The 20,232-nt window shown below is 44.9% G+C and carries 14 protein-coding genes; 6 read left to right on the forward strand and 8 right to left on the reverse strand.

What is annotated here, in order from left to right; genetic code table 11:
* Nucleotides 1-45 precede the first annotated feature (45 nt).
* Together IE103_RS00190 and dcd are read left to right on the forward strand one after the other, a co-directional pair.
* Entirely contained in the window at nucleotides 46-1,062 is a 1,017-nt protein-coding gene (locus tag IE103_RS00190; protein WP_189344025.1) for an XdhC family protein, read from the forward strand.
* Between the two features lie 102 nt (nucleotides 1,063-1,164).
* A complete protein-coding gene (gene dcd / locus IE103_RS00195; protein ID WP_189344026.1) occupies nucleotides 1,165-1,731 on the forward strand; it encodes a dCTP deaminase in 567 nt (188 codons plus the stop codon).
* A 136-nt stretch (nucleotides 1,732-1,867) separates the two neighbouring features.
* Here the strand turns inward: dcd and IE103_RS00200 are convergent, their stop codons facing one another.
* From IE103_RS00200 to rarD, 5 genes are all read right to left on the reverse strand, one after another.
* Nucleotides 1,868-3,313, reverse strand: a complete 1,446-nt coding sequence (locus IE103_RS00200) for a DUF1501 domain-containing protein (protein WP_189344027.1) — start codon at nucleotides 3,311-3,313, stop codon at nucleotides 1,868-1,870.
* A 10-nt stretch (nucleotides 3,314-3,323) separates the two neighbouring features.
* Nucleotides 3,324-5,090, reverse strand: a complete 1,767-nt coding sequence (locus IE103_RS00205) for a DUF1800 domain-containing protein (RefSeq protein ID WP_229826975.1) — start codon at nucleotides 5,088-5,090, stop codon at nucleotides 3,324-3,326.
* 94 nt (nucleotides 5,091-5,184) lie between these two features.
* On the reverse strand, nucleotides 5,185-6,162 hold the full coding sequence (locus tag IE103_RS00210; RefSeq protein WP_189344028.1) for a flagellar brake protein: 978 nt from the start codon (nucleotides 6,160-6,162) through the stop codon (nucleotides 5,185-5,187).
* A gap of 186 nt (nucleotides 6,163-6,348) precedes the next feature.
* Entirely contained in the window at nucleotides 6,349-8,619 is a 2,271-nt protein-coding gene (locus IE103_RS00215; protein ID WP_189344029.1) for an arginine/lysine/ornithine decarboxylase, read from the reverse strand.
* Between the two features lie 221 nt (nucleotides 8,620-8,840).
* Nucleotides 8,841-9,725 (reverse strand): EamA family transporter RarD, encoded by an 885-nt coding sequence (rarD, locus tag IE103_RS00220; RefSeq protein WP_189344030.1) that lies wholly within the window; start codon nucleotides 9,723-9,725, stop codon nucleotides 8,841-8,843.
* Nucleotides 9,726-9,993: 268 nt separating this feature from the next.
* On the opposite strand from rarD, the gene IE103_RS00225 reads away from it, so the two are divergent.
* Together IE103_RS00225 and IE103_RS00230 are read left to right on the forward strand one after the other, a co-directional pair.
* Entirely contained in the window at nucleotides 9,994-10,800 is an 807-nt protein-coding gene (locus tag IE103_RS00225; RefSeq protein ID WP_189344031.1) for a M90 family metallopeptidase, read from the forward strand.
* A 130-nt stretch (nucleotides 10,801-10,930) separates the two neighbouring features.
* Nucleotides 10,931-11,644: a hypothetical protein gene (locus IE103_RS00230; RefSeq protein ID WP_189344032.1), complete on the forward strand. Its 714-nt coding sequence runs from the start codon at nucleotides 10,931-10,933 to the stop codon at nucleotides 11,642-11,644.
* A 71-nt stretch (nucleotides 11,645-11,715) separates the two neighbouring features.
* Here IE103_RS00230 and mutS read toward each other — a convergent pair whose 3' ends face one another.
* The 3 genes from mutS to IE103_RS00245 all read right to left on the reverse strand — a co-directional run bounded on the left by mutS (nucleotide 11,716) and on the right by IE103_RS00245 (nucleotide 16,925).
* Nucleotides 11,716-14,358 carry a DNA mismatch repair protein MutS gene (gene mutS / locus IE103_RS00235; RefSeq protein WP_229826976.1) on the reverse strand — a complete coding sequence of 881 codons (2,643 nt, stop codon included), beginning with the start codon at nucleotides 14,356-14,358 and terminating at the stop codon, nucleotides 11,716-11,718.
* Nucleotides 14,359-14,583: 225 nt separating this feature from the next.
* Nucleotides 14,584-15,972 carry a DEAD/DEAH box helicase gene (locus IE103_RS00240; protein ID WP_189344033.1) on the reverse strand — a complete coding sequence of 463 codons (1,389 nt, stop codon included), beginning with the start codon at nucleotides 15,970-15,972 and terminating at the stop codon, nucleotides 14,584-14,586.
* A 158-nt stretch (nucleotides 15,973-16,130) separates the two neighbouring features.
* Nucleotides 16,131-16,925 (reverse strand): inositol monophosphatase family protein, encoded by a 795-nt coding sequence (locus tag IE103_RS00245; protein WP_229826977.1) that lies wholly within the window; start codon nucleotides 16,923-16,925, stop codon nucleotides 16,131-16,133.
* A gap of 161 nt (nucleotides 16,926-17,086) precedes the next feature.
* Between IE103_RS00245 and IE103_RS00250 the strand changes: the two genes are divergently transcribed.
* Together IE103_RS00250 and IE103_RS00255 are read left to right on the forward strand one after the other, a co-directional pair.
* Nucleotides 17,087-17,857, forward strand: a complete 771-nt coding sequence (locus IE103_RS00250) for an RNA methyltransferase (protein ID WP_189344034.1) — start codon at nucleotides 17,087-17,089, stop codon at nucleotides 17,855-17,857.
* Nucleotides 17,858-18,118: 261 nt separating this feature from the next.
* Entirely contained in the window at nucleotides 18,119-20,014 is a 1,896-nt protein-coding gene (locus IE103_RS00255) for a type IV pilus assembly protein FimV (protein WP_189344035.1), read from the forward strand.
* Nucleotides 20,015-20,232: the final 218 nt, after the last annotated feature.

Genomic DNA, 20,232 nt, shown 5'->3' on the forward strand with positions numbered 1-20,232 from the left:
GTTCTACATTACCTCACTTCAGATGAAAACAGAATAGAAAAACTTATGGATAGCATCGACTTAGAAGTATTAAAAACTTGCGAGCAATGGTTGCGAGCAGGGCGACCTTGTGAGTTGGTGACTGTCGTCAAAACTTGGGGCTCAAGTCCTCGACCCGAAGGTGCGATGTTAGCGATCGCAGAAAATGCACAAGTAATAGGATCGGTGTCTGGTGGATGCATTGAAGATGACTTGATTGCTCGCATACAAACCGAGGGCTTCACACGCACCATACCTGAGATCGTTACCTACGGAATTAGTGCCGATGAAGCGCATCGCTTTGGCTTACCATGCGGTGGCACAATTCAATTGGCGATTGAACCTTTGCACTCAAAAAGCCAAATTAGTAACCTGCTCGCAGGTTTAGCTGCACACAAATTACTCGCACGTGAATTGAACTTGCAAACTGGTGCTGTGACTTTGCGTAGCGCCGAAGCTCACGAGAGTTTGCGTCTTAGCGAAACGCAGTTAGTCACGATCCATGGTCCTCGTTGGCGCTTATTGATTATTGGCGCAGGGCAGTTGTCACGATTTTTAGCAAATATTGCAGTTGGTATGGATTATCAGGTGACGGTTTGTGATCCGCGTGAAGAGTACCGCGAAGCTTGGCAACTCGAAGGCGTGCAATTGGTGCACGATATGCCCGACGATACGGTGATTGCGATGCAGCTTGATGTACGTAGCGCGGTAGTGGCACTAACCCACGACCCTAAATTAGATGATATGGCGCTAATGGAGGCCTTAAAATCGCCAGCATTTTATGTGGGCGCAATCGGCTCACGATCGAATAATGCAAAACGACGGGAACGATTATTGGAGCTCGATTTAAGTGCGGAGCAAATCGCTAGATTGCACGGACCAATCGGATTGTATATCGGCAGCAAGACTCCCGCCGAAATCGCAATTTCCATTTTGGCTGAAATGACAGCAATTAAAAACAAAGTGCTGATTTCTAAAGAAAACCAAATTGAATTTGCTAAAGAGGCGCAGCAGCCTGTAAATACAAGCAGTTGTCAGCTCTGAAAATCAAGAATTCCATTGAAATCTCTAGTATAAAGCCTGTTTTTACTCTGCTTTTGGCGTAAAATTCAAGCTTACTAAAAAACGCAGAAAGCACAAATTATCATGAGCATTAAGTCAGATAAATGGATACGCCGGATGGCGGAGCAGCATGGCATGATTGAGCCGTTTGCACCTGATCAGGTGCGTCATGCGAACGGTCAAAAGATCGTTAGTTATGGTACATCGTCCTACGGTTATGATATTCGCTGTGCTGATGAGTTTAAGATTTTTACTAATATCAACAGTACCATCGTTGATCCAAAGAATTTTGATGAAGGTTCTTTTGTTGATTTTAAAGGTGATGTTTGTATCATCCCGCCAAATTCCTTCGCTCTTGCGCGCACCATCGAATATTTCCGTATCCCTCGCAGCGTATTAACAATATGCCTCGGCAAGTCGACTTATGCACGTTGCGGCATTATCGTCAATGTCACGCCATTTGAGCCTGAGTGGGAAGGTTATGTCACTCTAGAGTTTTCCAATACCACACCATTGCCAGCGAAGATTTATGCGGGTGAGGGTTGTGCGCAAGTGTTGTTCTTTGAAAGCGATGAAATTTGCGAAACATCCTACAAAGATCGCGGTGGAAAATACCAAGGACAGGTCGGTGTGACCTTACCGAAAACTTGATTTATCCATGATTTTATCGGAGCCTGATTTGATTCAAATCCTTGATTCAGATCTTTGATTCTAAGTGGCTCTTTAATTGAAAAAAGCAGAATGATCTCTGGTAGATAATTCTGCTTTTTTCGTATCGGTTTTCGCTTTAGATAAATCCCAAATTACGATTGCCAAAATTCGTAATATTGGGAAATACGTCGTTTATCTGTGTTGGACTTAAGCCAAACCAAGTTCCTAAGGTTGCGCCGTATTGATCTACTGAGAACTGTGGCAATAGGCTTCCCGAGCCCACATCCAGCGTGTGTTTTAGACCGGTGACTGGGAAACTGCCATAAATGTCTTTTCCTTTAACTGCACCACCGACGATGAAATGGTGCGATCCCCAACCGTGATCCGTGCCGTCACCATTGCTGGTAAATGTGCGACCAAAATCGGATGCTGTAAATAGGGTGACTTGTTGTCGTAAATCGCTGCCCATGACGTTGGCCATCGTTGTGTCAAAGTACGCAATTGCATGTGACACCCGCGCTAATAAATCTGCTTGCTGTGTTCGTTGTGAGTCATGTGTATCGAAACCGCCCAAGCTAACAAAAAACACTTGGCGTTTTGCACCTAAAGCATTGCGTCCAGCGATGATTCTTGCAACAGTTTGCAACTGAACTGCGAGTGCGTTGTTGGCTAAGGCGCCGGTATTTGGATTGGTATATTGCGTTGGGTTGGGAATGCCAGTTGGTCCGGCTGCCGCCATTGCGGGGGCAAGCATACTTTGTGCAGCGATTGCTCTACTTGTGGTGGCGGCATGTTCTTTCTGGAAGTAATTTGTGGAGTCACTGGTGATGATGTTACGTAATGTGCTACCCGCCATAGTCGAGCCGTATAAGCTGCCAGATAATCCAGCAATCGCAACCGCACCTGAAGAGCCAACTTGATATTGTTTTACGGATCTGCCCGATAAAAACACCGCATTCCCCGATGCCGAAATTGCGGTAAAAATTGGATTGCTATTGTTCGATGCTAGCAAGTCTCCCATCCGGCCACCCCAGCCGTAGGCAGCACCTTCAGGGGCGTAGGCTTGCCATAGCGATTGTTGGTCATTGTGTGAAAATAGTTTGGGAGGCAAAGGGACGCTGGCGGCTTTATATTGCGTTAGTGTGGTCGGAACAACCAAGGGACCAACATTTGCAAGAATTGCGGCACGTCCTGCATTAAACAAGTTTCGCAATTCCGGCATATTTGGGTGTAAAGCAAAGCTCCGTCCAGCTTGTGCAGTATTGGGCGTGATGGCGAGCACTCCACCAGTGGCGCCGACTGCAGGTAAAGCGATAGATCCTGCTTCATTGGTAGTTCGCACGTTTAAATATTGGTTCCACGACTCGCTATCGGTAGCCAAAACGGTATTAGCATGGTCGTTTGCACCATATAAAAATAAGCAGACTAGCGCCTTGTAATCTCCAGAATTGTTTTGTGCGGCGGCTGAAGCGACCGTTGCTAAGTTGATTGCAAAAGGGGCGGCAACACCGAGTGCTCCAGCTGAACTGAGCAAGGATGAAATACGCAAGAATTCGCGTCTGGATGTATTGAAATTTGACATCACTTTCTCCTTATTTTTGTACTAAATATTCGGGTGATGCCATGGTCAGAAATACGCTCATATACACACGATTTAGTTTTGCAGTATCGATTGCAGTTTGTGTCGTTGTTGGAATCGCGATGGAATTGACTGCCGCGATGATTTGACTGCGTAAGCCACTACTCATTTGGTTAGACATCAGCAATAGATTCACTTTGTCCAATAATTGCTCGGGTGTTGTTGCGAGTGTGCTTAAGTTTGAGTAATCTGCTTTGACATCACGACTTGTCCCGGTTCCATTTGCAATCACGTCACGCATGAAATTCAAGTAACCAACAACAGAGGTTTCTGCGGTAATTTGCATTTCTGGTGATACGAGTTGTGCGTTAGCGATACTTGAATTAGGTGGCACGTAGCCGGGTCGATAAAAGTTGAATACCGATGGTGAACGCATTGGCGTTTGGCCTAAAGATGTGAGTGGGTCATCTAAATTTGTAATGCGATAAGCCCCAGAGCTTGATTTGGCATTAAATGCGCGTAACCAATTCGCTAATCGCAAGATGGGTTCACGCAATTTGCCGACACCCGCGTTATTTAAAGATGGATCGCTTCGAGCCTCAGGATCAAGCAAAATCGCTTTTATGACTGCTTTCATGTCACCTCGAATGCCTGTTCCATTATTGTTGAATGCAGCAGCCACACGTGCCACATACTGCGGGCTAGGGTTACTTGTGACCAGTCGTTGAATCAATTGTTTTCCGATAAATGGTCCAACATTTGGGTGATTGAAGAGGGTGTCGAGAGCCGTTTTTAAACTAGCTTCGGGGTTTGCGGGCGATTGTGCCGCTATCGTTGTTCCTAAAAATGATTTGTTGCTTACAGAATGAAATGCTGGATAGCTCTGCATCGGCATCCAGTCGCGATTCGCGTCAGCATTTCCACCATAAAATCGGGTATTCGATTTATCCGCCCCCGCCCAGCTCCATCCTGTAAATACTTTGGCTAGGCCAGAGATGTCGTCATTGGTATAGGTGTCAATTGGCTTGCCGTTGCTTAGGATGGTGCTGCCATCTGAGTTGAGTTTAGATAAGCCGATTGTAAAAAGTTGCATCACTTCACGTGCATAGTTTTCGTCTGGTACGCGGGTTCCTGATTCCTTCTGATTGCGCAGAGATGTTAGGTAGATACCCATCATTGGATGTAGAGTAACGGCCTCGAGTAATTGTCGATAGTTGCCAAAGGCATGCGTATTCAATGTGTCGTAATAGCTGGCAACACCTCGTGGGTAATTGACTACAGTGCTATCTTGAAAAGAGGTAACCATAATCTGCGATAAAGCGAAGCCAACTCGTTGACGCAGTTGATCATTCCCACTAACGGTTTGTTTCCAAAATGATTCAAAGAAATGATTTTGGTTTAAACCGCTAATTCCATTACTTAGGCCTGCCGCGATCGAATCCATGTAGGTTTTATGGAAGCTTTGAGGCAATGTGAATTGGTCTTCAATCCAGCTATTAAACCCCACATTCATCAAACTATTAATCGTGGACTCAGTTACGCCAAAGGTGCTTTGTTGCAAGAAGCGGGACGCTTGAGTAGCACTAGGCATGGTAACCATTGGCGGAGTGGGGGGCGGAGGAACTACTACAGGTGGTGTTGTGGGAGGTACTTCCACTGGAGGAGGAACTTGTGCGATGGGATTGGATGGACTTCCAGAACCTCCACAGGCAACTAGCATCGCGAGACACATGCACATGATGCTGCCATTTTTCAAAGAGAAAATTCGTACTGTCGACATGTTGTGGCTCCAAACAAGTCTTGTTTAAACCAAAATGAAATCCAAGTTTTGAATGTTCTGTTACTCGGACGTAATTTATTTCCTACAATAGTACTTACTCTATTTCTGCCAAGGTTTGATGTACAAAAGAAGACAAAATAATCTTTGACTGGGTCGCTATTTCGCTGAATTCAAAGCCGTAACGAAATTCTTGGGTGTTTTCAGTTTCGGAAATAGATCGCACAATGATCGGTATAGTTAAAAGTACATCTTCCCCGGCGGTATTTACTTTGAACTTAATAAGCCCATGATCATTTTTTTTGCCGATTTGTTTTTTCAGTAAGCCTGAGGTGCCACCCATGCTAATGTCGCTTAGTACCGCAGCAGAGGTCTGTTCTGGATCACCAATGCTGACTGAGGCAATAATTTTCACCGAGGCGCGTGAGCTTTGGCGTATGGCCGTGCATCGTACAATTTTCGGGTATGAAAGATGTAGGTATGCATGAGGGGTATAAACTGATTTTAATGCTGCCGCTGTAAAGGCATAAGCTTTCTTTCCTGGGAATGCTCTGACGATGAAGGTCTGACCGTCTCGAACAATGGCACCTCTACCATCGATCTTTGGCGCAGTTACCAATATGGATTGATTTTTCACATACCCAATCAATTTGACGGTGTATCGAATTGCAGGATTATCATGAACTTGTAAGAAAAAGGTCTCGCCAACATGCCAGCGCACATTGTCCAAATCTAACATGACCGATTCTTTATTGAGTTCGGTGTTATTGATGTTTGTGGCGCTAGTCGATGCGAGAATTGCTGGTGCAATAGCGGCAGAGTTTGTTGGAGGCTGCGAAAATCCATTTGCCTGACTGCCATTCGGAAGTGGCTGCATTTGCTCAGACGATTTTTTTTGCGGTGACGTATCGATATATCCATCTTCCAACAGGTTTTGTAGCTCGTCTTCTTTGGTAATGATTGCGCCTGCGTCAAATAATTGATTTCCCCATGCGTCAAAGATTGGTGATTCTAGTGGTACACCAAGTTTGATTTTGTCTTTGTCGACCGGTTGTAATTCGTTAAGTTGACTCATTATTTCGCTTTAGGATGAATGGATTCTGGTAGGCAACATGTCTCAATTGTATCTCTAATATGAGATGTTTAAGATGAAATTAGTATGAAAAAAAGCCGCACCAAAGACTGGGCGCGGCTTTTTTGCAGACAAGCGGTCATGAATCTGTCGCGTTTTATTGACGCTTTTGTCGACGCATCAGGTAAATCACTCGATGTCTTCACTGCCTTGCGGAACGCAATCGACGAAGTAGCCACGTTTGCCATCGACTTCGGCTTTGACTAAACCGTGACAATCCGTCTCGAAACCTGGGAATTGTTCGTTGAAAGCACGAACGAATTTCAGATAATCAACGATTGTTTTGTTGAAGCGTTCGCCCGGGATCAATAGTGGAATTCCTGGTGGGTAGGGCGTCAACAGAATCGCGGTGACACGACCTTCCAATTCATCAATCGACACCCGCTCAATTTCGCGGTGTGCCATCTTGGCAAATGCATCGGATGGTTTCATCGCTGGTTGCATATCAGACAGGTACATTTCTGTCGTCAAGCGCGCCACGTCATGAGCTTTGTACACTTCGTGAATACTTTGGCACAAATCACGTAAGCCTGCACCTTCATAGCGTGGGTTTGCGGCAGCAAACTCCGGCAAGATACGCCACATTGGTTGGTTCTTATCATAATCATCTTTGAACTGCTGTAATGCAGTTAATAAAGTGTTCCAGCGGCCTTTGGTAATGCCGATGGTGAACATGATAAAGAATGAGTACAAGCCGCATTTTTCGATGATAACGCCATGTTCTGCTAAGTATTTGGTAACGATAGAAGCTGGAATGCCAGTTTCGCCAAATTTACCTTCCAAAGATAAGCCTGGTGTAACGATCGTTGCCTTAATTGGATCGAGCATATTGAAGCCCGGTGCCAATTTGCCAAAGCCATGCCAGTCATCTTCGGCATGGATCATCCAATCTTCTTGCGTACCAACACCGTCTTCCGACAAGTGATCTGGTCCCCAAACTTGGAACCACCAGTCCTGTCCCCATTCTTGATCGACTTTACGCATCGCACGACGGAAATCGAGTGCTTCTAAAATCGATTCTTCAACCAGTGCGGTTCCACCGGGCGCTTCCATCATGGCAGCAGCAATATCGCAAGAAGCGATGATCGAATACTGTGGTGAAGTCGACGTATGCATCAGATAAGCTTCGTTGAAGCTATCTTTATCCAACTTAACCGTCTCAGATTCGCGCACCAAAATTTGTGATGCTTGCGAAATACCAGCTAGCAATTTGTGGGTTGATTGTGTCGAGAAAATCAAAGACTTTTTCGCGCGTGGGCGTTCTTTGCCAATCGCGTGCATATCTTGGTAGAAGCTATGGAAAGTCGCATGGGGCAACCATGCTTCGTCAAAGTGCAAAGTATCGATTTCGCCATCGAGTAAATCTTTGAGCGTTTCGACGTTGTACAACACGCCATCATAGGTTGATTGCGTGATCGTCAAAATACGTGGTTTTTTGTTTTTCGCCTTGCTCGCAAATGGGTTGGCTTCGATTTTTTTACGGATGCTTTCCATGGAAAATTCTTCCAATGGAATCGGGCCAATAATGCCGAGGTGATTACGCGTTGGCATCAAGAACACCGGGATCGCGCCGCACATAATGATGGAGTGCAAAATCGATTTGTGACAGTTACGATCAACAACAACGATATCACCTGGCGCTACCGTTGAGTGCCATACCATTTTGTTGGAAGTAGAAGTGCCGTTAGTCACAAAATAGCAGTGATCCGCATTAAAAATACGTGCGGCATTGCGCTCAGACGCGGCGACTGGGCCTGTATGGTCTAGCAATTGACCGAGTTCTTCCACTGCATTACAGACGTCTGCACGCAACATGTTTTCACCAAAGAATTGATGAAACATTTGACCAATTGGTGACTTTAAGAACGCTACACCGCCAGAGTGTCCTGGGCAGTGCCAAGAATAAGAACCGTCGTTCGCGTAGTGCACCAAGGCGCGGAAGAAGGGTGGCGCTAATCCATCTAAATAGGATTTCGCTTCACGAATAATATGGCGCGCTACGAATTCTGGTGTGTCTTCAAACATATGAATGAAGCCATGCAGTTCGCGCAAAATATCGTTTGGAATATGGCGTGAAGTGCGAGTCTCGCCATACAAATAAATAGGGATATCGGCGTTTTTGTAGCGAATTTCTTCGACAAAAGCGCGCAATGGTTTGAGCGCGTAGTCGCTTTCTTCATCAGTACCTTCGCCAAATTCTTCATCGTCAATTGACAGAATAAAAGCGGAGGCGCGCGATTGTTGCTGGGCGAATTGGGATAAATCGCCATAGCTGGTCACACCCAGAACTTCCATGCCTTCTTTTTCCATGGCATCAGCAAGCGCGCGGATACCGAGGCCAGATGTGTTTTCAGAACGGAAGTCTTCGTCAATGATGACGATGGGGAAGCGGAATTTCATTTAGGTCTCCAAAAAAGCCTGTTACGGGAGACGCCTGGGCCAGTGTGTTAAACCGCTTGCGCGCCGAAAAAATAAAGATGCGAATTTTCGCAGAAATGCAGGTGCAGATGTCAAAAAAATTGTCATATTTTGTGCAGTTCGCGATGAAACACCACAAATTTCATCAGACTGTCATCGAATGCACAAAAATGCCGCTTATTTTGCTGTTTGAAATACAAGTTTCATGCGATTTTCGTTTTGTTCATGAAGCTTGATCGCAAACTGTCAAGTGAATAAACCAGTAGTCCCGCCCAGATACCTAAGAATCCCAGCATACGATCATGACTAAATTGTTCGTTATATAGCCAAATGCCAATGAACAATTGAATAGTCGGCGAGATGTACTGCATCAAACCTAATGTAGCAAGAGGAATGCGGCGCGCTGCGGCAGCAAACATTAGTAGAGGAATCGCGGTGATAGGGCCGGCGGCCAGTAATAAGAATTGTGTTGCTGTTGTAGTTTGTAAAAATGCACTTTGGCCATGAAGTGCCAAATAAATAAGATAAGCTAAGGCAAATGGAAATAGCAGCATGGTCTCTAAGGATAGACCTTCTAAGGCACCTAATGCCGCGGTTTTTCGTAATAGACCATACATGCCAAATGTTGTTGCCAGCACTAAAGCGATCCAAGGTGGATGTCCCGTTTGCCAGCCCAGCCATAATACGCCCAATCCAGCACAAGCGATTGCAAACCATTGGACACTTCTTAAGCGTTCTTTTAATAAGATAAAACCAAGAAATACATTCACCAGCGGCGTCATGAAATAACCGAGACTAGCGTCAACGATGCGATCATTGTTAATTGCCCAGATGTATAAAAACCAGTTCGCTGACAGTAATAGAGCACTCGCAGCAAATCCAGCTAGTAATTTGGGCTGACGCACGACATTTCTTATCCAATTCCATTGTCGACGTGCGGCGAGTACCAATAGCAAAAAGACGAGTGCCCACACCATGCGATGTAGCAAAATTTCTAAGGATGGGATGCTATGTAAGGCTTTGAAATAAATGGGAAATAAGCCCCAAGCCGAGTAACAGGCTGCGGCGTAGAAAATACCTTTGCGCATGGAGTGAATAGTTTAATAGGTGTGGATGCAAACAGGACTTGCGATTATCGCAGCTTATCGATTTGTCTGCAGCTTGTAGAGGTTTGTTTTGCTAGCTCATTTTTATGAACATGGAGAAGCTATTTTGTTTGCGTAATTAGTACCCAACTTGTACATGTCGAGCCAAGAGCCGTGCTTATATGTTTTTAAGAAGAGTAATCTCGATGTGATTCAGTCGCTCTTAATTAATTGTGCCTAATTTCGTTAATAAACTCTTACAAGGAAGAACATGTGGTTGCTCGCATTCATCGTCTTAGCACTGATCCTTGGTTTTTTTGTCGTTCCGCAGCTTCGTTTGCGCTATGTGTTAACAAGAGCGTTTCCGTCAGCGTATTCAAAGATTTTACGTCAGAACTTACCCGGTTATAGTCGCATGCCAACTGATTTGCAAATGCAGTTAAAGCGTCGCATACGTCAGTTTTTATATGAGAAAACGTTTGTCGGCTGCGGTGGTCTGGAAATCAATGATGAAATTCGAGTCACAATCGCCGCTCGTGCTTGTATGTTGTTACTCAATCGCGAGATGGATGTGTATCCCAAACTGAGCCATATCTTGGTTTATCCGAGTGCATTTATCGCCCCACGCCAGCAAATGGCGGCAGGTGGGATCGTCACGCATACCAATCAAACTTTGAGTGGAGAATCTTGGAGTGATGGTCGGGTGATCTTGGCTTGGGATCAAATAGTAAATAATCCTCAAAATGAAGAAATGGGACAAGATGTTGTGATCCATGAATTCGCGCATCAACTCGACAGCGAAGACGGTAGCGTGAACGGCGCACCAGGTCTAGCAAGTACTACCGCTTATCGTAACTGGTCGCAAGTGATGACACAGGAGTTCGACAATCTACAAAGCGCAATAGAACGAAACGAGATGACGATCATTGATCCTTACGGTGCAACAAATCCTGCAGAATTTTTTGCGGTGTCGACCGAGGCGTTCTTTAAAAAGAGTCACGAGCTTGCCTATTACCACGCAAGCTTGTTTGCGCTTTTGAATGCTTATTATCGTGTCGATCCGAGAGAGTGGTCCTGATCTTTGCGATTAGACAAGCGCTTGCGAAATGGCTTGTGAGTTTGGATAATTCTGGACTCACAAATCAAAACGATACTAAATAATCCGTTTTGCTTATACTCGATCGGATGCTCTATTTACCGAGAATTACATGTCTAATTTGGCCAAACAAAAAAATACTATATATCGAGTGCAAACTTGGATTTGTCTATGGTTGCTATCAATGTCGTCTTTGGTGCAAGCGTATGAATCAAAGTGTACAAAAACCATGGCTTGGAAAGATGCAACGCATTTAAAAAGAACATCGTATAACGGAAACATAGCGGCGAAAGCTGAGTGGAAGTTATACAGTGACGCAACGTACTCTATGCTAGAAGTGGATGGCAAAACGATTCAATTGATTCAACTAGAGAATGGACTAAGTTTGACTTATGGAAAGCAACAGCCAAATCCAAGTGAGTTTGTCAATATAGCCAGTGCCGTCGCAGGTCCTATGTGGGATGATGGTAGGGCGAATCTTCCGCGCTTTTCCAAACCATGCGAATTAAAAAATGGAGAAAATTATCCTTTTAATGAACGTGATTTTATCTATTGGAAATCAAATGATGTGCAACTAGAAAGACGAATATATGGTTCACTCAAGCGACAGGGGTTTGTGGTGAGTTATGCGATGGAAATAAAGCGAGGCAAGTCAGATGAACAGTTGGACAGTTTGTACGGCATCTGGGAATATCAAAGCAAGTTAGAGAGATTTCCGGAAACTACAGAAGTTCAAGGCTGGCATCTCTTTCGAGGGAATGTGTTCTTGCAAACCTTGCCGACCACCAGCAAGGTCACTTTGCGAGAATTACTATTGCAGTATTAATCTGTTCTAGATGCAATAAATGATCTCTCTCAAAATTGAGAAAGATCATATTGAATAGTCGATAGTAAGGCTTACTCTTGCTTGGCTAGTGCTTTTAATTTATATAAAGCGTCTAAGGCTTCACGTGGTGTCATTGCATCGGGATCAATGTCATCGATTGCCAACAATAGCGCCGAATCTTGAACGAATTCGCTAGTTGTGGATGCTTCGATTTCTTCTGTCATGTTCGTCCCAGAGCTACTAGCAAATAAATCAAATTGCGGCGTGCTTTGTAATGATTGCGCTTCTAAATCCGCCAAATGTTTGCGTGCCGCGCGAATCACTGCTTGCGGAATGCCTGCCAATTGCGCTACTTGTAAACCATAACTTTGTGATGCAGGGCCCGCTTGCACCGCATGCAAGAACACAATGTTTTCTTTATGTTCAATAGCGGATAAGTGCACGTTTTCTGCACTAGGATGAATATCCGGCAATTGGGTGAGCTCGAAGTAATGCGTTGCAAATAGGGTAAAACTCTTCGAAGTCATGATGAGATGACGTGCGATCGCCCACGCTAATGCAAGACCATCAAAGGTTGATGTGCCGCGACCCACTTCATCCATCAGCACTAAAGAATTTTCAGTAGCGCCATGCAAAATCGCCGCGGACTCTGTCATTTCGACCATGAAGGTGGAACGTCCACCAGCCAAGTCATCGGCGGCGCCAATGCGGGTGAAAATACGATCAATTGGGCCGATGGTCGCCTGTGTCGCTGGCACATAACTGCCAATATAAGCAAGCAAAGTAATCAATGCCGTTTGACGCATGAAGGTCGATTTACCACCCATGTTCGGGCCTGTGATTAATAACAATTTGCGGTCTGCTGAGAGTTGGCAATCATTCGCAATAAAACGCTCGATTTGATTTTCAACCACAGGGTGACGACCTTGCACAATATCCAAAACAGGTTCCGCTACCAATTGCGGTGCGCACCAATTGTTTTTCATTGCGTGATCGGCGAGACTCACTAGCACATCTAATTGTGCGACGGCGTGCGCAATAGTTTGCAAAGTTTGGATGTGTGGCAAGAGGTCTTGCAAAAGTTTTTCGTATAAAACTTTTTCGCGGACTAAGGCTCGCTCCTGTGCGGATAAGGCTTTATCTTCAAAGGCTTTTAGTTCAGGTGTGATATAGCGCTCAGCATTCTTGAGCGTTTGGCGACGACGATAATTATCGGGAACTTTGTCAGCTTGTCCGTTGGTGACTTCAATATAAAAGCCATGAACTTTGTTGTACTCAACGCGCAAGTTGGCGATGCCGGTGCGAGCACGTTCCGAAGTCTCGAGATCGATCAAAAATTGTCCTGCATTTTCAGATAATGAACGCAGCTCATCCAATTCAGTATCAAATCCTGTCGCAATCACTCCACCATCACGCACCATAGTGGCGGGTTGTGGCATGAGCGCGCGTTCAAGTAGGTCTAAACATTCAACGGGAGTCGCTAAGTCTGATAAAGATTGCGCGAGCAATTGCGGTTCATTATTTTTCAAACACATCGCGACATAGCTGCGAACCGTGCCTAAGTGTTGCACGCCATCTCTCAGTGCAGATAGATCACGTGGGCGTGCGGATAACAACGCGATGCGTGTCGTAATCCGTTCAATATCGGGAATAGAAGTTAACGTATTGGACAAGCCTGTAGTCGCATCGGCTTGTAATAAAGCATCGATCGCTTGATGACGACCACGTGCGATTTGTTGTTCGCGACGCGCATGATGCAACCAGTGACGTAGCAAACGCGAACCCATCGCGGTGCGACAATGATCAAGTAGAGAAAATAAAGTAGGGGATTCTTGGCCACGCAAGGTTTCGGTTAATTCTAGATTGCGACGCGTGGCGGTATCGAGACCAATAAATTCATTTTCAGATTCTACGCTGAGCGAATTGACGTGTTTTAAACCACGTCCTTGCGTCGATTCTGCATAACGCAAAAGCGCACCAGCAGCGCCCAATGCTGCACCAAAGTTTTCCACGCCAAAGCCGGTTAATGTGGAAGTTGCGAGTTGATCCTGTAAGGATTTTTGACCTTGTTTTAGATCGAAATGCCAATCAGGTACTTCGGAAAATTTACCCGGTAACTCGTGGCGAAATTCTTCCAACAAGAGTCCACCGGCAGAGACCAAAACTTCGGCTGGCGAAATACGTTCTAATTCCTGTTGTAAGCGCGCTTGAAGCGATTTTTCATCAGTACTAAATTCCATGAGTTTCAAAGCACCGCTGGCCAAGGATAACCATGCGAGGCCGATGTTGACCGTCTTGCGCTGACTTAACAAACACATAGCGAGAAGAGGGCGCTCTGCTTTTTCTGGCAGTAAATCGGTATCGGTTAAAGTGCCAGGTGTGATTACACGCATGACTTTGCGCTCAACGGGACCTTTACTGGTTGCTGGGTCCCCAATTTGTTCACAGATCGCTGCCGACTCGCCGATCTTTACTAGCTTGGCTAGGTAAGGTTCTATCGAATGAAAAGGAACCCCTGCCATCTTGATCGGCGCACCGTTCGAGGTGCCGCGCTGAGTTAAGGTAATACCTAAAATTCGCGAGACTTTTTCTGCATCTTCAAAAAACAATTCATAAAAATCGCCCATGCGATAAAACACCAAAGTATCCGGGTAATCCGCTTTGATGGTGAGGTATTGCCGCATCATGGGTGTGTGCGTTTCAGAAGTTGCCATATTATTGTTTGCTATTTTATGAATTGGATGCTGGAGATTTAATTATTATCGAAATCTCATAAGGTGCGAAATCATAGCGCAAATACTGAGTTTGCCTGTGTACATTGGATGATTTTTTTGCTGCTGTTCAGACTAAATTGACCGAAATGAAAAACGGGTAATGTTTGCACATTTACCCGTTTTATCTTGCACCTTAAGCTATCTGTTGATCAATTTTGTGTTTAACTACACACCGCCGCGACCACCTGAACGACGTGGTGTGCTTTGCTTAAATGCTGGTTTGGCGCCAACTGGTTTGGGTCCTGCATTGCGTGAAGCATTACCGTTAGTCGTTTTTTGTGCGCCTTGTGGACGATTTGGTACTTTGCTGCGATTGCCACCACCACTGCCATTATTCGCTCTGCCACGTCCTTGCGCAGGATTGGGAAAACTACGCAACTGTATTGGTTGTGCTTTGGCATTCGGATCAGGAATGAAACCGTCGATAATCTCTTGAGGAATTTGACGTTTGATGAATTTCTCGATATCGGCCAAGAGTTTAAATTCATCGACACAAACCAAAGAGACTGCCTCTCCAGTCGCTCCTGCACGACCAGTGCGTCCAATGCGATGCACATAATCTTCAGGGACATTTGGCAAGTCATAATTCACGACGTGTGGTAACTGATCAATATCGATTCCGCGCGCCGCGATATCTGTCGCAACCAAGACGGTGAGGCTGCCATCTTTAAATTCTGCTAATGCTTTTGTGCGAGCCGACTGACTCTTATTACCATGAATTGCCATGGCATTAATTTGATCGCGCATTAATTGTTCAACTAGCTTATTGGCGCCGTGTTTGGTGCGAGTGAACACCAATACCTGCGACCATTTTTGTGTTTTGATTAAGTGCGCCAACATCGCTTGTTTTTTATCACGGTCGACTGGATGCACTTTTTGCGCGATTACTTCAACCGTTGAATTGCGGCGCGCAACTTCGATCATCGCGGGGTTATTCAGTAATTTATCCGCTAATGCTTTGATGTCGTCGGAGAATGTGGCAGAGAACAATAAGTTCTGGCGCTTCGCTGGTAGGATCGCCAAGACTTTTTTGATGTCATGAATGAAGCCCATGTCGAGCATGCGATCTGCTTCATCCAATACCAAGATTTCGATATTCCGCAAATCGATCGTGCCTTGCTGATGATGATCAAGTAAGCGTCCCGGCGTCGCGACCAAGACATCAACCCCAGTCTTGAGTAGTTTAACTTGTGGGTTGATACCAACACCGCCAAAGATCACGCCTGAATTGAGTGGCGTATGCTTTCCGTAAGTTGCTACGCTTTCTTCCACTTGCGCCGCGAGTTCGCGCGTTGGTGTTAGTACCAGTACGCGAATTTTACGGCGATCTGTTTTATTGGCTGGAATGGGTTGACTACGCAATAGACGTTCTAATATCGGCAAGGTAAAACCAGCAGTTTTGCCTGTACCGGTTTGTGCACCTGCGAGTAAATCGCCGCCTTGAATGACGGCGGGAATTGCCTGCGCTTGTATCGGTGTAGGAGTGGTATAGCCATGTTCGCTTACTGCGCGCACGATGGACTCGGAGAGACCGAGATCTGAGAATGTGGTCATGCTAATTTCTATAGGAAACAAACGTCCTGCAAAAGGCAGGAAAGGTTTGGGTACAGCTTCACTTCACCAGCATGATGAAGTGGATTTGATGATCGAGTCTTTAGTGATTGATGTCGGCTTTTCAAATGATTTGTAAAGCCGACATAAAAATCAAATAATTATTTCGCGAATGCTTGTAAGGCATTCACCATTTGACCAAATACTTTTGGGGTGCCAGCTAACACATCGCCTTTGTACAAATAATCTGATTCACCGGCAAAGGTGCCGACGATACCGCCAGCTTCACTAACCATCAATGCGCCTGCAGCGATATCCCAAGGTGCTAAGCCTTTTTCAAAGAATCCATCTAAACGACCCATGGCGACGTAGGCTAAATCTAACGCAGCAGCACCTGGGCGGCGCAAACCTTGACATTTTTGCGTCATGATTTTGTACATTTCCATGTATTCATCTAAGCCGCTCATGTCACGACCAGAAAAACCAGTGCCAATTAAAGCGTCGGCAATCTTGTCACATTTAGTAACGCGGATACGTTTGTCATTTAAGAACGCGCCGCCACCTTTCGATGCCGTGAACATTTCATTGCGGCTAGGATCATAGATCACCGCTTGTGTGATCACGCCTTTTTGTTGCAAGGCGATGGAGACGCAATATTGTGGAAAACCGTGGATGAAATTGGTCGTACCATCGAGCGGGTCGATGATCCAAACGTTTTCGTTTTCGTCATGTAGATTTTTTGATGCGCCGGATTCTTCAGCAAGAATCGCGTGATCAGGGTAGGCGGTAGTCAGCACCTCAATAATCGCAGCTTCGGCAGCGCGATCTACTTCAGTCACGAAATCGTTATATTGCTTTTCGCTGACTTGGACGCGGTCCACATCAAAAGAAGCACGATTAATAATAGTCGCGGCACGACGAGCGGCTTTAATTGCCGTATTGAGCATTGGGTGCATAGAGTTTCCGTTAAAATGGCGGCAATTCAGCCTTGCAATTCAAAATGAACCAAGGTCGTAAAGATGTCGCACAAAGATGAATTAAAGAGCGGTGGCGTCAGGATTTATTGTCATTTGTTGACATAAACAACAAAAATTAACGCGCAATGTCGCTATTTTAAATGAACTTAACTATTTCTGATACATCTGTTTTTAAACGTTTGCGAATCGTCCTCGTCGATACTAGTCATCCTGGAAACATCGGCGCAGTTGCACGTGCAATGAAAACCATGGGGTTTTCTGATTTGTACTTGGTGAATCCGCGATTCTCAGATGCATTAACTCATCCAGAGGCGATCGCATTCGCCAGTGGGGCGCAAGACATTCTTAGCGCCGCAAAAATCGTCGATAAGATTGAAGATGCTTTGCTTGGCTGTCACTATGTGGCAGCGGTTAGTGCACGATTGCGAGAGTTTTCACCACCTATTATGAATCCACGAGATTTTGCCGATAAGGTGGTTAATTCAAATGCGTTGTCGGCGGCTTTAGTATTTGGTAGTGAGCGTTACGGTTTGCCAAATGAGATTGTGTTGAATAGTAATGTGTTAATTAATGTGCCAGCAAATCCAGATTATTCCTCGTTAAACCTTGCACAGGCAGTACAAATTTTGGTCTATGAGTGCAGGATGCAGTCCTTAGCGCGAGAGAATAGTTCTGAAAAGTTTGGCGTTAGCGATGTTGGATTTCAAGGAGAGATGGCATCTAGCGAGCAAATTGAGGGAATGTACAATCATTTAGAGCAAGCCTTAATTGAAATTGATTTTCTTGATCCAGAAAATCCCAAGAAATTGATGCCGAGATTGAAACGTTTATTTTCTCGTGCGCAACTAGAAGTCGAAGAAGTGAATATAATGCGCGGCATTTCAAAAAAAATGATGGATTGGAAGAAATAGCTTCTTAATCTGAATGATCATAATTCACTGGTCAAGCTGACTTGTTTGAAAGAATAGTTTATTTATTTAAGGAAGCGAAAGTGCTAGCGATTTTGTTTCGAATTTGACTATTTTTAAACAAAAAGTCGATCAATTTGCTTTGAATCTACATGTAAAAGAAGTAACATCGAAGATAGTCGAACTCAATTAAGAACAGGTGTAAGTTTTAATTTCACTATGTTGGCAAAGGATAATATTATTTTTTCATACTGGCGTAGCCTCATGCTGAGTTTAGCAGGCTTAGTTCTCTTATTTGGCGCGACGAGTTCGGTGTTCGCGCTGGGATTGGGAGAGCTAAGAGTTCGCTCGTCCCTAGGCCAATCTTTACTTGTTCACACGAATGTCGTTGGAGATGGTACTGAAACTCTCAATCCGAGTTGTTTGAGAGCGCGTGTGGTTTCTATGGATGGCGCATTTATTGCGAGCGCTAATATCGCAATACACCAAAGACAAAAACAACGAGCTTTAAGCTTTTCTACGCAGCAAGCGATTAACGAGCCAGCGATTAATCTGATTATTGATATTAATTGCCAAACTCAGCTACACCGCGAATTTTCGATTTTATTAGATCCCCCGGATGTATCTGCTAATGCCGTCGGAATGCGTGACAGCTCGCCGTTTGCGAAAGAAGAACTTAGTCAGGCTCAAGTCGCCAAGCTGGCGGGTGTGAATGAGCCAAGTTCGGCACCTGTGAAGGTGACTGAAAGAAAAAAGCGCATTGCTAAACCAGAGCTAGCTGGAGAGAGTTCGGGGAGTGGGCTCGCAAATTTTAGCGATGTTCCGATTGAGAAGAAGCGAAGCGGCAAAAAGTCAGAATCTAAAGACGTGCTTAAGCTGTCGGATGAGGTGATTATTCCTAACTTGTCATCTGGATTACGGATGAGCGATGTTTTGAGCTCTGAAGTTGGTCAGCAATTGGTTCAAAACACCGAGGAGCTACGTGCTGCTCAGGCAAGAATGGCAGCGATTTTGCGAGATGAGCCATTTTCCACAGCGGCAAGCGCGGTTCCTCAGGGCGACAATGGCGCTGAGATTGCCAAGCTGAAATCGGAGGCTGAAAAACTGCGTCAACAAAATTTGCTGGATAAGTCGGCGTTAACGCAATTGCAAAGTAAGTCGGGTTTCGATTACTGGGTGATTGCGCTTGCCATCATCGCAATTTTGGCAATTGTGGTTATCCTTTTCTTACTTCTTTATATTCGTAAAAATTTATCCTCCCAAAGTGCCACCTGGTGGGAAGGCGAGGATCAATTTCAAGAAAGCCAGCCAGAGAAAATTGAAGATGTCATTAGTCATTTGCAGGCAAGCTATGAGATAAATCCAACTGGGGCAGCTTTAAATTCTGATTCTGTTCATAAACAGGGTAGTGAGTCCAAGCCAGCTTCGAGCTTGCTCGAAAGTTCTGATGCAGATCCTGATCAACGAATTACGGAAAATAGTAATTTCCAGCGTACACCGAGTTTGGAAGAAACTAATAGTAGTATTTTTAACTTTTTTGCTCCGCGTGGAAACTCGGTCAAAGTTGAAGAGATTTCAGATGTGACACAGGAAGCTGAGTTTTGGATTTCGATGAATGATCCTCAGCGCGCGATAGAAATTTTGGCTGCACAAGAAGAGATCGAGCACCCAGAATCACCGCTGCCTTGGCTGTTCTTGCTTGATTTATATCGTACCGTAAATGATCAGCAAAAATATAATCGTTTGCGTGATCGGTTCATCGCTTTCTTTAATGCCAATATTCCTGAGTTTGGTGCAGACCTGTTCGCAATTCCAAGTCGCCAATTAGAAGACTTTCCGCATTTGATGCAAAAGATTTGTGATGCATGGAATAAAACCGGCATCATTCCTTATCTGGAAAGTTTATTGGTTGACGATAGAGAGGGAAAACGAGCAGGATTTGATTTGCCTGTTTATCGAGATATTTTGATGTTATTGGGAATTGCGCATGAGCTAGAGCGAATTACCGCAATTGAGGGACCGATCAAAGATACAAGGCTCGATGTTGATGTAAAACTTCCTTTGGAAGAGAACTTGCCTGACCCAATTGCAGAATCTGACTTTGGAACCATAGAGTTTGAAGTAATTGATTTTCCGAAGAAGGAAGTTGCAAAAAAATAATACTCATTTCCCAGAGTTTGCGAATGAAAAAGCGGTCTTGATGACCGCTTTTTTTACTTGATAAATTGATTAATTTAATTGAGATTTATCGATCACGCTGGAGAGAATGCGCGCATCAAGGTATAATCTTGCTTTCCGTTCCAACCCGCAACATGTCTGAGCTTTCTCTCGATATTGCTAGCGCGAGTCTCAAAAGCCAGTCATTTTGCCTCAACTAC

The sequence above is a fragment of the Affinundibacterium macrobrachii genome, from assembly GCF_014652415.1.
Lineage (GTDB): Bacteria > Pseudomonadota > Gammaproteobacteria > Burkholderiales > Burkholderiaceae_D > Undibacterium > Undibacterium macrobrachii.

What these genes read in the sequence shown, in the direction of transcription:
- IE103_RS00190 (WP_189344025.1), top strand. Translation starts at nt 46, where the DNA reads ATGGATAGCATCGACTTAGAAGTATTAAAAACTTGCGAGCAATGGTTG.
- dcd (WP_189344026.1), top strand. Translation starts at nt 1,165, where the DNA reads ATGAGCATTAAGTCAGATAAATGGATACGCCGGATGGCGGAGCAGCAT.
- IE103_RS00200 (WP_189344027.1), bottom strand. Translation starts at nt 3,313, where the DNA reads ATGTCAAATTTCAATACATCCAGACGCGAATTCTTGCGTATTTCATCC.
- IE103_RS00205 (WP_229826975.1), bottom strand. Translation starts at nt 5,090, where the DNA reads ATGTCGACAGTACGAATTTTCTCTTTGAAAAATGGCAGCATCATGTGC.
- IE103_RS00210 (WP_189344028.1), bottom strand. Translation starts at nt 6,162, where the DNA reads ATGAGTCAACTTAACGAATTACAACCGGTCGACAAAGACAAAATCAAA.
- IE103_RS00215 (WP_189344029.1), bottom strand. Translation starts at nt 8,619, where the DNA reads ATGAAATTCCGCTTCCCCATCGTCATCATTGACGAAGACTTCCGTTCT.
- rarD (WP_189344030.1), bottom strand. Translation starts at nt 9,725, where the DNA reads ATGCGCAAAGGTATTTTCTACGCCGCAGCCTGTTACTCGGCTTGGGGC.
- IE103_RS00225 (WP_189344031.1), top strand. Translation starts at nt 9,994, where the DNA reads ATGTGGTTGCTCGCATTCATCGTCTTAGCACTGATCCTTGGTTTTTTT.
- IE103_RS00230 (WP_189344032.1), top strand. Translation starts at nt 10,931, where the DNA reads ATGTCTAATTTGGCCAAACAAAAAAATACTATATATCGAGTGCAAACT.
- mutS (WP_229826976.1), bottom strand. Translation starts at nt 14,358, where the DNA reads ATGGCAACTTCTGAAACGCACACACCCATGATGCGGCAATACCTCACC.
- IE103_RS00240 (WP_189344033.1), bottom strand. Translation starts at nt 15,972, where the DNA reads ATGACCACATTCTCAGATCTCGGTCTCTCCGAGTCCATCGTGCGCGCA.
- IE103_RS00245 (WP_229826977.1), bottom strand. Translation starts at nt 16,925, where the DNA reads ATGCACCCAATGCTCAATACGGCAATTAAAGCCGCTCGTCGTGCCGCG.
- IE103_RS00250 (WP_189344034.1), top strand. Translation starts at nt 17,087, where the DNA reads ATGAACTTAACTATTTCTGATACATCTGTTTTTAAACGTTTGCGAATC.
- IE103_RS00255 (WP_189344035.1), top strand. Translation starts at nt 18,119, where the DNA reads ATGCTGAGTTTAGCAGGCTTAGTTCTCTTATTTGGCGCGACGAGTTCG.